15 protein-coding genes and 2 pseudogenes are annotated in these 12631 nt (G+C 69.2%); 3 read left to right on the forward strand and 14 right to left on the reverse strand.

What is annotated here, in order from left to right:
* Positions 1-3: 3 nt before the first annotated feature.
* The 6 genes and pseudogenes from JL475_RS35965 to JL475_RS35990 form a co-directional block, all read right to left on the reverse strand.
* Positions 4-1269 (reverse strand): cytochrome P450, encoded by a 1266-nt coding sequence (locus JL475_RS35965; protein WP_202282403.1) that lies wholly within the window; start codon positions 1267-1269, stop codon positions 4-6.
* 35 nt (positions 1270-1304) lie between these two features.
* Complete coding sequence (locus JL475_RS35970; RefSeq protein WP_202282404.1) at positions 1305-2678, reverse strand: NAD(P)/FAD-dependent oxidoreductase; 1374 nt, start codon at positions 2676-2678, stop codon at positions 1305-1307.
* A complete protein-coding gene (locus JL475_RS35975) occupies positions 2668-2877 on the reverse strand; it encodes a ferredoxin (protein ID WP_202282405.1) in 210 nt (69 codons plus the stop codon). The genes JL475_RS35970 and JL475_RS35975 overlap by 11 nt, the downstream gene beginning before the upstream one ends.
* A gap of 119 nt (positions 2878-2996) precedes the next feature.
* Positions 2997-3193, reverse strand: a pseudogene (locus JL475_RS35980) (transposase); the annotation flags it as partial.
* Positions 3194-3325: 132 nt separating this feature from the next.
* A complete protein-coding gene (locus JL475_RS35985; protein ID WP_307825287.1) occupies positions 3326-4480 on the reverse strand; it encodes a Gfo/Idh/MocA family oxidoreductase in 1155 nt (384 codons plus the stop codon).
* A 291-nt stretch (positions 4481-4771) separates the two neighbouring features.
* Positions 4772-4993: a hypothetical protein gene (locus JL475_RS35990; protein WP_202282406.1), complete on the reverse strand. Its 222-nt coding sequence runs from the start codon at positions 4991-4993 to the stop codon at positions 4772-4774.
* 75 nt (positions 4994-5068) lie between these two features.
* On the opposite strand from JL475_RS35990, the gene JL475_RS35995 reads away from it, so the two are divergent.
* Positions 5069-5788, forward strand: a complete 720-nt coding sequence (locus JL475_RS35995) for an IS6 family transposase (protein WP_202282407.1) — start codon at positions 5069-5071, stop codon at positions 5786-5788.
* Between the two features lie 262 nt (positions 5789-6050).
* On the opposite strand, the gene JL475_RS36000 is transcribed toward JL475_RS35995, so the two are convergent.
* The 8 genes and pseudogenes from JL475_RS36000 to JL475_RS36030 form a co-directional block, all read right to left on the reverse strand.
* On the reverse strand, positions 6051-7502 hold the full coding sequence (locus JL475_RS36000; RefSeq protein WP_202282408.1) for an MFS transporter: 1452 nt from the start codon (positions 7500-7502) through the stop codon (positions 6051-6053).
* Between the two features lie 91 nt (positions 7503-7593).
* Positions 7594-8277 carry an HAD family hydrolase gene (locus tag JL475_RS36005; protein ID WP_202282409.1) on the reverse strand — a complete coding sequence of 228 codons (684 nt, stop codon included), beginning with the start codon at positions 8275-8277 and terminating at the stop codon, positions 7594-7596.
* Positions 8274-8852 (reverse strand): pseudouridine-5'-phosphate glycosidase, encoded by a 579-nt coding sequence (locus tag JL475_RS36010; protein ID WP_307825288.1) that lies wholly within the window; start codon positions 8850-8852, stop codon positions 8274-8276. Before JL475_RS36010 ends, JL475_RS36005 begins: the two co-directional genes overlap by 4 nt.
* A 108-nt stretch (positions 8853-8960) precedes the next feature.
* Positions 8961-9061 (reverse strand): annotated as a pseudogene (locus JL475_RS40815) (IS5/IS1182 family transposase); the annotation flags it as partial.
* A 172-nt stretch (positions 9062-9233) separates the two neighbouring features.
* Positions 9234-9635, reverse strand: coding sequence for a multidrug efflux SMR transporter (locus JL475_RS36015; protein WP_202282410.1), 402 nt, complete (start codon positions 9633-9635; stop codon positions 9234-9236).
* A gap of 45 nt (positions 9636-9680) precedes the next feature.
* Positions 9681-10001 (reverse strand): multidrug efflux SMR transporter, encoded by a 321-nt coding sequence (locus tag JL475_RS36020; protein ID WP_202282411.1) that lies wholly within the window; start codon positions 9999-10001, stop codon positions 9681-9683.
* A gap of 273 nt (positions 10002-10274) precedes the next feature.
* Positions 10275-10922 (reverse strand): DsbA family protein, encoded by a 648-nt coding sequence (locus JL475_RS36025; RefSeq protein WP_202282412.1) that lies wholly within the window; start codon positions 10920-10922, stop codon positions 10275-10277.
* Entirely contained in the window at positions 10919-11404 is a 486-nt protein-coding gene (locus tag JL475_RS36030; RefSeq protein WP_202282413.1) for a nucleoside deaminase, read from the reverse strand. Before JL475_RS36030 ends, JL475_RS36025 begins: the two co-directional genes overlap by 4 nt.
* A gap of 186 nt (positions 11405-11590) precedes the next feature.
* Here JL475_RS36030 and JL475_RS36035 point away from each other — a divergent pair, with 186 nt between their 5' ends.
* Together JL475_RS36035 and JL475_RS40820 are read left to right on the forward strand one after the other, a co-directional pair.
* Positions 11591-12040 carry a MarR family winged helix-turn-helix transcriptional regulator gene (locus JL475_RS36035; protein ID WP_202282414.1) on the forward strand — a complete coding sequence of 150 codons (450 nt, stop codon included), beginning with the start codon at positions 11591-11593 and terminating at the stop codon, positions 12038-12040.
* Positions 12041-12307: 267 nt separating this feature from the next.
* Positions 12308-12583 (forward strand): AMP-binding protein, encoded by a 276-nt coding sequence (locus tag JL475_RS40820; RefSeq protein WP_202282415.1) that lies wholly within the window; start codon positions 12308-12310, stop codon positions 12581-12583.
* The last annotated feature ends 48 nt before the right edge of the window (positions 12584-12631 follow it).

Below are 12631 nucleotides of genomic sequence, written 5' to 3' on the forward strand. Positions count from 1 at the left end.
GTTCTACCAGCTCGGCCGCCCTCGCCGGATGCGGGCATCGGAACCGAGATCACGACCCCGAACAGGCCCTAGGGGAAGGTGCCGGGGTCCGCGCAGGACGGCGCTGTGCCGGTAGGGGGGAGGGTCTTCGATGAGGGTTGCGGTGCTGATCAGGGGAAGAAGCGCTCCCAGGGCGGTCTGGGCTTCGATCCGGGCGAGGGGGGCGCCGTAGCAGATGTGGATGCCGCTGCCGAAGCCGAGGTGCTGGTTGTCCGTGCGGGCGGGGTCGAACCGGTCCGGGTCCCGAAACCGCTTGGGGTCACGGCTGCCCGAGGCCAGTACGAGCACCACCGGTACGCCCTTGGGGATGGTCGTGCCGGCGACCTCGACATGGGTGAGCGGGACCCGCGTCAGCATGTGAACGGGGGGCTCGTAGCGCAGCAGTTCCTCCACTGCACCCGGCAGCAGGCCGGGTTCACGGCGCAGCCGCTTCAGCTGGTCGGGGTGGTGCAGGAGGGTGAGTACGCCGTTGGTGATGAGGTTGACCGTGGTCTCGTGACCGGCGACGAGCAGCAGCGCGGCGGTGGCCGCCAGCTCCTCGCGGCTGAGCGCTCCGGTCGGGTCCGGGTCGTTGACGAACGCGGACAGCATGTCGTCACTCGGACGGCCGCGGCGCTGCTCGGCGAGGTCCACCAGGTAGCAGCCCATCTGCGCCCGGGCCTGAAGGCCGACGCGTTCGCGCTCGCTGGAGTCCTCGCCGGGGCTGATGTCGACGGAGTCGATGATGGCCGAGGACCACTCGCGGAAGACAGGCTCGTCCTCGCGCGGGACGCCAAGCAGCCGGCAGATGACGGTGACGGGCAGCGGGTAGGCGTAGTCGTCGACGATGTCGATGCGGGTGCGGCCCTGGAGCGCCTCGATCAGTTCCTCGGTGATCCGGGTGATCTCGCCGCGCATCGCGTCGACCCGGTGAGGGCTGTGCGGTGGGCCGAACGGCCGTGTGGCCAGGCCCCGCAGGCGGTGGTGTTCGGGGTCGTCGAGGCGGATGAAGGGGAGCAGTTGCTCTTGGCCCTCCGCTTCCGGGCGGCCGTAGGGGGCGGCGCGGTTGCGGGGGTCGGAGCTGAGCCGTGGGTTGTGGAACAGGGCGACGATGTCGTAGTAGCTGCCAACCAGGTAGCTGCCGTCCGTCTGCCGTACCACGCCGGCCTCGCGGAGTTCCGCGTACAGCGGGTAGGGGTCGGGGCGGTTGGCGTAGTCGGTGATCCGCTCCAGCAGGGTGTCGACGGCCATGTGCGGCTCCTCGTGGCGGAGAAGGACTCAAGGGGTCAGCCGACGGGCCGCACCACGGTGAGCCGGCGGTCCGGCAGGTGACCGGTGAGCGCGACGGTGGGGCTGTGGGACAGCCCCTTGGGGTCCGGTACGTCGGAGGGGAGTGGAAACTGGGTGATCAGCGGGTGGCCGTCGGCGGCGCCGGGGGCCGGCGGGAAGGGCGCGGCGGTCTCGATCAGCTGCTGGTAGTGCTCCAACCACTTGGCCATGTTGACGGTGACCGCGGCGGTGATGCGTCCCTGGTAGCCGTAGACCGCCACCAGACGTCGTTCGTTGAGTGAGCCCTGGGCAATGACCACCTGGTCGGAGTAGGTGGGGACGCCCACGGACTTGATGTTGACCCCGAACTGGCTCGACCAGAAGACCGGCACGCTGAGGTGCGGGCGCCGCGGCGGCCCCGGGCTGACCATGTTGTGGGCCGCCACCTCGGCCTGCGCGACCGCGTTGCCCCAGTGCTCCAGGGACAGCATCTGGTAGTCGAACAGCGGGTGCGGGAAGCGGGCGACGTCGCCAGCCACGAACACGTCGTCCGTGACGATCCCGTACATGTCGAAGGCGCGGCACCCCGCATCACAGGCGACCCCGTGCGGGCCCGCTGCCAGCCCGGAATCCGCCAGCCACTCGACGTTGCGGACGGCGCCCAGGGCAGTGACGCACACGTCCGCTTCGATGCGGCTGCCGTCAGAGAGGTCCGCGCCGGTGAACCGGCCGCCGTCGCCGCGCAGCGCGGTGACCGTCACTCCGCAGCGCAGATCCACGCCGTGGGACCGGTGCAGGCCCGCCGCGAACTTCGCCAGCGTCCCGCCGAGCGCGCCGACCAGCGGTGCGATGCCGCGTTCGGCGACCGTTACCTCGATGCCCCGTTCCCGGCAGACCGAGGCGATCTCCGAGCCGGTGAAGCCGCCACCGATCACCAGCACCCGGCGCGGCCCGGCGGTCAGCCGCTCGGCCAGGCGCCCGGCGTCGTCGCAGGTGCGGAGGGTGAACACTCCGTCGAGGGCGGCCTGGTCCGCATGCGGCCAGGGGCGCGCCCGGGTCCCGGTGGCGATCAGCAACCGGTCGTAGGGCAGCGACTCGCCGCTAGCCAGCAGAACCCGTTTGCCGACCGGGTCGAGCCCGGTGGCGCGCACCCCGAGCCGCCAGTCGGCGTCCGGGTCCCGGCGCATCGGCAGCCCGGTACTGTCCGCGGCGGCCCCTCCGAGCAGCACCAGCTTGGACAGAGGCGGCCTGTCGTAGGGCGGGTGGGGTTCCTCCCCGACCACGGTCAGTGAGCCGGTGAAGCCCTGCTCACGCAGGGTCTCGGCAACCCGCAACCCGGCCAGCGACGCGCCGACGATGACGATCCGGCCCTCGCGAAGGTCACCCGGCACCGGCGCTTACCTCCTCCCCCACGAGGATGGCCTGGACCGGGCAAGCCGCCGCGGCCTGGCGCACCCGCTCCACCTGCTCATCGGGGACGGTCGGCCGGTACAGCAGGGCCTCCTCCCCGGGCAGCTCGAACACCTCCGGCGCGAGGAACACGCACTGCGCATACGCCTGACAGCGGGTGAGGTCCACTACAATCCGCATCCCAAGCCATCCCTTCCGTGACCTAGGCTCCCCGTCTCTTTCTAGACTCGGGACGGATCAGGCGCTCGCCCGGCTACTCCGGAGGTGCCCCCCGCGGAGCGCAGCGACAGCACCACCTGGATCTTCTCCCAGGTGACGTCGACGGCCCACCTGATCAATCGCTTGCGAGCGGTCTGGAACGATCCGAGCTCATCGGGAAGGCCCCGCCAGGGGGAGTTGGTACGGTACTTCCACGATATGGCCTCGAGCGTGCGGCGGTGGTCGGCCCACCGCGGACCGGATCATCTGGCATCAGCGGCGCGATCCGGTCCCACATTGCATCAGATCGCCCAGAAGCTCCTCGTCACCTCGGGCAAGAACCGGGGCAAGCGCCCCTCTGTCGCCACGGCCTACCGCATCTTCGACGAGGGCGAAACGGCGGAGCTCACGACCTGGCTCTCTTCGGGGCCTACGAGCCTTGCTCTGCGAGTGTGACCTTCCGGCCCGCACGCGCCGCTTCTCGGATCCGCTCCAGCATGCGGTGCCGCCGGACGGCGTGCCGGAAGTCGGGAACGCCGTCCTCATCTGGCCCAAGGCTCCCGGTGATCTGGTCGCGCAGAAGCGCGTACTCGTGGGCGACGTTGCAGGCGGGCTCGGCGGATCGCTCGGCCCATTGTGTCAGCGACCGCTGGTAGCGGGTGGGAACCGGAAGTTCGGCCAAGGCGCCCTCCTTTCCCCGGGCGCCGTACAGCCGCAGCCGCCCCTGGAACCACAGAGCCTGATCGGCCTTGACGACGAGATCGCCCTCCGTGCCGTTGATCTCCCAATGAAACGCGGTGGCGCGGGACGTCCCACCGCGGAAGTGCACCGCGGCCACGGCCCCCGACTCCAGCACCCCCGTGACGACGATCTGGTCCTCGGCACTCTTGGCCGCGACCGCCCCGCTCGTGACGTGGGTGACCTCCGGGCGCAGGTTCTCGATGAGCGCCGACACCTCGCGAAACTCCCCGAGCACCATGGCCAGCGCGTCGACCGAGTGCCCGAAGGGGATCGACAGCAGCGTGGCGCCGCTCGTGACGTCCAGCAGGTACGCATGGCTGTCGTCGTACGTGGCGCCCCCGATCCAGCCTGATCCGAGCATGCTGGTCGACAGCACCCGCCCCACGTAGCCCTCGGCGACCAGGTCCCGCAGATACCGAAGCGGCGGAGCCGACCGGGCCTGCAGGCCGACAGCCGTGAGCACACCCCCGCGGTGCGCGAGGTCGGCCAGCTCCTCGGCCTGCGCGAGGTCGGCACCGAGCGGCCACTCGCTGAACACCGTCTTCCCCGCCTCGATCGCAGGGCGGACGAGTTCCAGGTGCTGCGGAACCCTCACCGTCACGACCACGAGATCGACTTCCTCACAGCGGGCCAGGTCCTCCGCGCTGCTGAAGGTCAGCGGTACCGCGTACTTCTCGCCGGCCGCACGTGCCGACTCGGTGCTGCTGGCGCTCAGGGCCCGCACCTCGTATCCGTCGAGCCCCGCAAGGGCTGGCACATGGGCGGTGGCCGCCCACCCGCCGCTCGCGCTCAGACCTACGACACCGACGCGAGTCGGCTCCTGATGAGGGGAAGTCGACATCATGTGTACACCCCGCGGGCTCCTGTCTCGGCGGGCTCGGCCGCGTCCACCGCGCCCCTGGCAATCCCCAGCTGCCGGGCCATAGCCCGCGCCGACAAACCCTCAGCCCGGTACAACCGACGGATCTCAGCCCAGTCCTGCACGTGGATCACCTCTCCTCCTGACTCCGTCAGAATGATCAAAAGATCGCAGACCGGCCCGTTCTTGATCCGCCGCCCGTGGCCCACATTTCACCCGGCTCCGACAGCAGATGAACAGGTGGCGATGGCCGCCGGTGCCGGTCTGGACCCGGGTTCAGTCGTAGTAGCGCGGACCCTTCGCGCCCGGGCCGGCGCTTTGCCGGTGCCGGGCCGCGTCGGACAGGCGGCCTGCGAGGATGCCCGCGCGGATCGGCGTGCGGCGGCCATTGATCGGTGCCCGTGTGGAGCAGGCAACGGCAAGGACGTAGCCGATGCCGCGCGTCTCCAGGGCAGTCCGCAGCCCGGGGCCCTGGCCGTAGGCTTCACAGCCGGTCACCCACGACGCGGGGCACTGTCACATTGGCTGATCGGGTGGGATGATCTTGTGGTGGTCACGCTGGGAGGGTCGTTTGTGGACACCGCGCCGCCGTCGTACAAAGGGCACCGGTACCCGGTCGAGATCATCTCCCACTGTGTGTGGCTGTACCACCGCTTCCCGCTCAGCTTCCGCGAGGCCGGGGAGCTGATGCTCGAGCGCGGTGTGCTCGTCTCCCACGAGACCGTCCGGCGGTGGTGTGCGAAGTTCGGGCAGGCCTACGCCAACGGCCTGCGCCGGAGGCGGCCCCGGCCCGGGGGCCAGTGGCACCTGGACGAGGTCTTCATCAAGATCAACGGCAGGTTGAAGTACCTGTGGCGGGCCGTCGACGCCGACGGGAACGTGCTCGACATCCTGGTGCAGTCCCGGCGAGACAAGGCCGCGGCCCGGCGCTTCTTCCGCCGCCTGTTGAAAAAGACGCGCGCGGTGCCGCGCGTGGTCGTCACCGACAAGCTCCGCTCCTACGGCGCCGCCCACCGCGAGGTGATGCCCTCCGTGGAACACCGCTCCCACAAGGGCCTGAACAACCGGGCCGAGAACAGCCACCAGCCGACGAGGCAGCGCGAGCGCGCCATGAAGGGCTTCCGCTCGGTCTGCGGGGCACAAAGATTCCTGTCCGCCTTCAGCGGCATCTCACCCCACTTCAGGCCACGCCGCCACCTGATGACCGCCCCCGGCTACCGCGCCGAGATGACCGTCCGCTTCGCGATCTGGGGCCAGATCACCGGCGCCGCCACCCCGCCCACCGCGGCCTGACCTGGGGCTGCCACCCGGCCCCACCACGCCCTGACACACCATCACCTGGTCACACCCACACCAACGTGACAACGCCCCCGGGCGAGCTCGGCGGACGACGCGAAGGCGCGCGCAGGGCTGCCGACGTACTCCGTATCGGCGGGACGAGGGCACTTGAAGCGAGCCGTGTGGATGGAGACGCCTGCCGGAGCCATGCCCCATATCTCCGTCTCGGGCACGGGGTCGTTGTGGATGACGAGAATTCCCAGCCGGGCCGCGGTGGTCATCCGGCCCTCCCTTCCTCGGATGCCGCGACGGGTTCGCCGACCGCGGACGGCTTCGGCGTTCCGGCCTGGGCCGCGGGTGCGCGAAATCCCGCCCAGGACCACACGATCCCGATGAGCGCGACGGCGGCTGCCAGCAGGAACGCGGGCAGGAAACGGCCGTCACCGGGGTCGGTGCCCAGAACGAGGACCAGGACCGCCACTCCCAATGCGCCGCCCGCGTACTGGGTCGTGGTCATCAGGGCACCGGCAACGCCCTGGTTGTGGTCGTCGACGTCGCGCGTCCCGCCGACGAACATGGAGGTGTAGATCATGCCGTGGCCGATACCGCTCACCAGGAGGCCGGGAAGCATGCCCACGAGATACGAGTGGTTGTGCACCGAAACGGCGAGCAGCACGAGGCCGGCCGCTCCGATGGCGAAGGCCAGCGGCAACGTGCGCTGTACGCCGAGGGAGTTGATCAGACGGCCGGCGATCATGTTGCCGAGCGTGATGCACACCGCCAGCGGCAGGAAGGCGATGCCCGCGGCCAGCGGCTCGAACCCACGCCCTTCCTGGAGCAGGAGTGTGACCAGGTAGAACTCGGATCCCGCCACGCTCGCCATGTACAGCGCCGAGGCGCCGCAGCCGACCAGGAGCGTGCGAGTACCCCGCAGCGAGGATGCGACGAGCGGCTGGGCACTGCCGCGCTCCCGGGCGACGAAGAGGGCGAGCAGGACCACGGCTGCGACGAAGCTGCCCAGCGCGAGAGGATCGGTCCAACCGACATCCGCGGCCAGGGTGAGCCCCAGCACCGAGACGAGCACGGTCGCTGTGCAGAGCACGGCGCTGAGGACGTTGAGGGGTATGGCCCTCCTCGAGTCGGTCTTGCCAGGCAGCAGCCGCGGCGCGGCCAGGGCGCACACGGCGGCGAACGGCAGGTTCACGAAGAACGTCCAGCGCCAGGACGCCGTGGTGAGCAGGCCACCGATGACGACGCCGGCGGCGAGGCCGCTGGCGCCCACCGTCCCCCAGACGGCGAGTGCGCGCGTGCGCTCGCGTCCCGGCCGGAAGGTCGTGTTCACCAGGGCCAGGATCGAGGGCTGGAGCGTGGCGGCGGCCACGCCCTGCGCCCCTCGGGCGATCAGCAGCAGGGAAGCATTGTCGGCGATGCCTCCGGCCAGTGAGGCGACGCCGAACAGCAGCAGAGCGGCGATGAACATGTTGCGCGCGCCTATACGGTCGGCGGCCCGCCCGCCGACGATGAGGAATCCGGCGAAGAAGACGGAGTAGGCGCTGAGCACCCACTGGATGGTGCTGCCGGACAGTTGGAGGTCCGAGCCCATGCTGGGCAGGGCCACGAAGATGACCGAGAAATCGAGCGCGATGAGGAACTGGGCCGCGGACAGGGTGACCAGACCTGCGACGGGACTCCTCGGCGGCGTCATGCCGGGTGTCGTTGGTGATGCCATGGCTTTCTCCAACCGCCTTGTCGTATTGGCGAGGCAATGCATGGTGTGGTGCGGTGCGAGCCCGGTGCAGTGGACCAGCTGCGATGCGCGATCACCGCAAAGATCGAAGAGTGCCCAGCGTCCCGCCGAGCGCCAGTACGGTTTCGGACACCACCTGCGCCCCCGCGCCGAGCAGTTGCCCGGCCGTCGCGACCCCGTAGGACACCCCGATCGCCCCCATGCCCGCCGCGCGAGCCATCCGCATGTCGTCGACAGCGTCGCCCACCACGAGGCACTCTTCGGGGGCTCGGCCCAGTTGTCGTGCGGCGAGCAGGGCAAGGTCGGGATAGGGCTTGCCCTGTGGGGCCATGCCGTGGCATACGACGGCATCGAAATGGCCGGTCAGACCGGCCGGTTCGAGCAGCTCTTCAGCACTGGCGCGAATCTTGCTCGTAACGATGGCGAGGGGACGACCCTCTCTGCGCAGCCGTTCCAGGAGTTCCGGTACGCCGGGGAAGACCATGGACTTCGCCTCGGGCACGACGCTCTCCCGGAACAGCTCCCGAAAGCGTGTGACGGCGGCTTCCACCTCGGCGTGCTCGTGCGGCAGGTTCAGCAGTTCACCGAAGACCGCGACCAGGGGCCTTCCGACGGTGGCCCGCACTTGCTCCCGTGGTGGTGCGGGGCGGCTCGACTCCGCCAGGACCCGGTGGAGCACTGACACGATGGCCCGAGGGGTGTCCAGCAGGGTGCCGTCGAGGTCGAACAGGACCGGTGCCGTCGCCTGCGTAGTCACTGGCCGGTCTCCTCGCGCTCGGTGAGTTCGAGGGACAGTTGCACGGCAAACTCGCCGGCCAGGGCGATGCCCAGGTCGCGCGTGCTGACCTTGGGGATCCCGGGGTCCGAAGCGAAGCGTTCCAGATGCTCCTTGTTCATGCCGACGACGATCCGGCCGTTGAGGATGCCGACGCGAGCGGGGACCGCACCGGAGCCTCGTACGGCCATGTCGATGTCGCGGGCCAACTCCAGGTTGGCCGGATACGGAAGACCGTGCGGGATCGCGGAGGACTCGAGGGCGACGACCGGTCGTCCCTCGTGCAGGGCCTCGGCGACTTCCTCGTCCACGGCGAGCAGCGCGGGGTCGGCTCCGGTAACGGCGGTGGGGGCGGTACGAGGCATGCGGATTCTCCTATCTGGCGGGACAACGGGCTCGGGCGCCGGCTTCACCGGCAAGGGAGCAGCCGATGACCGTCCCGGAGCCTTCGGGCCGTATTCGGTCATGTAGCCGCAGCCGCCGAAGATCTGGAGCACCGACAGCGCGCTCGCGGTGTTGCCCTCGCTGGTGAGGATCTTGGCGGTGGCCACGTCCACACCGGCATTGCAGGTCGGCGGCACCTTTCCACTGTCAGGGCGTCAGCTCACCCGATTCCGCTGAAGACCCGGGGTCGGCAGAGTCTGTGCACAGATGCTGTCGTGACGTTGGCCCGGTGCCACGAGGATGGCAAGGGGCGGCCCTTTCCGTCGCAGGCGACGTGGACTTTGGTGATCAGCCCTCTTCGGGATCGGCCGAGGGCGTGATCATCCGTTCGTCCTGCCAATACCCTCCCCCTTTTCGGCCGGTCGCGGCGGTGTGCTTGCTCGGCCAGGTGCTCGACGACCGGCCACGGCACCGCGAGCGGGTCCTCCAGAAAGGACTCCCTCGGCGGGCCGTCGCGAAAGATCGAGGTTGAGGACTGTTGGGCTGAATACCCGTCAGTGCTCTGCGCCTTGGACCTCCCGCGTCCTGGCAGCGGCCTCCTGGGTGTTCTGCGGCCTGTCGGCGAGCTTGAGCCAGATCACTCCGGCGATGATGGCGCCCAGCCACAGGGCTTGGATCGCGTTGAGGGTCTCGTCGAAGAAGACGGGACCCAGCAGCGCCGCACCGACTGCCCCGATTCCTGCCCAGACCGCGTAGCCGATGCCGACGTCAATGGTGCGCAGTGCGGCGCTCAGCGCCCAGAGCGTCAGGAGGAAGAACACGACAGCGACCAACGACCACGACAGGCGGGTGAAGCCGTGGCTTCCACCGACGGCGAGCGCGTAGCCGACTTCGAACCCTCCGGCCAGGAGGAGCATGAGCCAGGAGTTGGCTGAGGGGCGGGCGGTGTTGGACATGTGCGTGAGTCCTTTCGTGGGGATGAGTCAGGTGAGAGCGGGATGTCAGGCGGCACCACTGAGCTGGAGGCCGACAACCCCGGCGATGATGACGACGACGCCGAGTGCCTTGCGCCAGTTCAGGCGCTGGCCGAAGAGCAGCGCTCCGAGAAGGGTGATGCCGATGCCGGCAACGGATGTCCAGAGGGCGTAGCCGACGCCGACGTTGAAGGTCAGCAGCGCCTTACTGAGGAAGTAGGTCGCGATGGCGCCGCTGAGCAGGGTTACGACAGTCCACACTCGGTTCCTGAAGCCTTCGGCCTTGCCGGCTGCGATGGCGACGGCGATCTCGAAGATGACTGCGATGGCGAGGTAGAGCCACTGCATGGGTGGTCCTTTCGTTCGATGGAGGTCGGCGTTGCGGGGCCGGCCCGCCGTAAAGTCCGCTGTACCGCGGGAACGCCGGTGGGTATGGCGAAGCAGTAGTCCGCCAGGACACCGTCAGGCAAAGGCGGGGCGTCCGGCTTGGGCTCGGTCGAGCCGGTTGCGCGGGTCGAACCTTGCGAATCCGATGGTGGTGAGGGCAGGATGCGCTGCCGTCACGGCATGCGCCTGCCGGATGCGGAGGGGGGTCGGGACAGCCGGCCGTCTCGTGCCATGTCAGCACCCGTCAATTCCGCAGACGGCACCTCGGGAGACCGCCTGTTCGGCCTGGGTGTCGCGGATCGCCTTGCGTAGCTGTTCGGCGCGCGGGACGCCTTCGATGCGGGTGTCGCCGACGAGGATGGTGGGGACGGACCGGATGCGGTGGGCGGCGGCCTCGCGCAGGGCGTCCTGGTGCGTGTCGTGGTAGGTGCCGTTGTCGAGGGCGGCGCGGAACGCGTCGGCGTCCAGGCCGATCTCCCGGGCGCGCGCGGTGAGCACGTCCAGCTGTCCGAGGTCCTGGTCCTCCTGGAAGAAGGCGCGGAACATGCGACGGGTGTACTCGGTTCCCTTGCCCTGCTCGGCTGCGTACTGGTAGCCCTCGAAGGCCAGGCGGGTGTAGGGCTGCGGGGAGACGGTGGGCAGGGTGATGTCGACGCCCGTGCGGCGGGCCATGGGGTAGACGGCGCGCTGCCAGATGCTGGGCAGGTACTCGTCCTCCGGCCGGAGGGTGGGCTGGGGGTGGGGCCGCAGTTCGAACGGCTTCCACTCGATCTCGACGTCGACGCCAAGGTCCTTCGTCGCCTCTTCCAGCGGGCCTTCGGCCAGCATGCAGAAGGGGCAGACATAGTCGGACCAGATCTGGAGCTTCACCGGATCGCTCATCGCAGACGGCCTTTCTGGCCGGTCAAGAACTCCTGGAACGGCACTTCGTGCCCCTCGATCGGAGCGTGTGTCACCTTGAGCGGCCATGTGGTGGGGTCTTTGGAGAAGATGGAGTACGAGCTGGCGTAGTCGAAGCCGTAGGCGCCTGCGGTCTTGCGGTCGGCTGCGTACACGATGTGCTCGACGTTGAAGTAGAGGGCGGCCATGTAGCAGAGAGCGCAGGGCTCGCCCGAGGCGATCAGGGTGGATCCGGCGACGCCGAACTGGCCGGCTTTCTTCGCCGCCGCGCGCAGGGCGACGACTTCGGCGTGCGCGGTGGGGTCGTTGTCCTCACGGACCCGGTTGAAGCCGGTACCGAGGATGCGGCCGTCGCGCACGAGGATCCCGGAGAAGGGGATGCCGCCTTCGGCGACGTGCGTGCGACTGATCCTGACTGCTTCCTCCACGTGGGGAGTGAGGGGGCCAAGGGGCTGGATCTGCATGGGAATCAGTCCTCGGAGAACGGCAGCCAGGCCCGGCCCACGTTCGCGCTCCGGGGACGGTTCGTCGATGTCGCGGACACTAATCCTCCAGTGAAGTTGCTTGTACTTGCAACTAGATGCCGATCGGCAGAAGCTTGCATGAGCATGTACTCTGCTGTCAAACAGCGACCCGGGGAGGACGCATCCATGGCAACTTCACACGCTGCGCCCCTGCGCACGTCCGACCAGGCCGTCTGGAACCGGGTCCTCATGCTGCACGCGCACGTCGAACGCGAGCTGACCCACGCGCTGCAGCGCCAGCACGGAATCGGCCTCTCGGAGTACCGCTCCCTGGAACACCTGCACCACTCCGACAAGAGCGAGCTGCGCATGCAGGACCTGGCCGACAAAGTGGGCCTTGGACAGTCGTCGGTGACGCGCCTGGTGGGGCGGCTGGAGACGGCCGGCTTCGCCTACAAGGACCTGTGCCCGTCGGACAAGCGCGGCGTCTACGCCGTCATCACCGACGAAGGGCGAAAGCGCTATCAAGCCGCGCGCGCCACCTACATGGAGGTACTGTCGTCCACCCTCAACACTTTCACCGGCGACCCCCAGCTGGGCCCCACGGTCCAGGCCCTGCGCGCAGCCCAGGGCTGACCCCGGCCGCACACGAACCGGTTCGCGCGACGCGGCGCAGCCCTCCAAGCCCCGGCACGCCGGGGCAACCCTCCGACTCCGGTCCGCTCAGCGGCCGGGTTTTTTCCTTGCACAAACAACTTTTCATGACCTGGGTCACACCACTTCGGCAAGTAAGTGCTTGACCAAGCATAGACCTGGCCGGATACCTTCAGGTTCGACACCGCAAGATTCGAACAGCCGCGCAATCGCAGTTGTTCGCGGCTGCCGACCGCAAGGAATCCCGCCGTGCCATCGCCCCGTCTGGCCGAGACCGTCGCCATCCACGGTCACAACCGGCCCCACCGCATCGCGCTCCACTTCAACGGCCAGGCCGTCACCTACGGCAAGCTGAGCGACCTGACCGAGCGCCTGCGCAGCCAGTTGCTGCAGCTCGGCCTCCCGCCGGGCAGCACCGTGTACGTGCCGGCGCACAAGACGCCGCAGACCATCGCACTGCTGCTGGCCGTCTTCCACGAGGGCCACATCGCCCTGGCCGGCGCTGTCACGTTGTTGAGGGTGTGAGTGCCTGACGGGGTGTCGGGTGTGGTGGGGCCGGGTTCCGGCTCCGTG

The sequence above is a fragment of the Streptomyces sp. M2CJ-2 genome (assembly GCF_016757295.1).
In the GTDB taxonomy this organism is placed as follows: domain Bacteria; phylum Actinomycetota; class Actinomycetes; order Streptomycetales; family Streptomycetaceae; genus Streptomyces.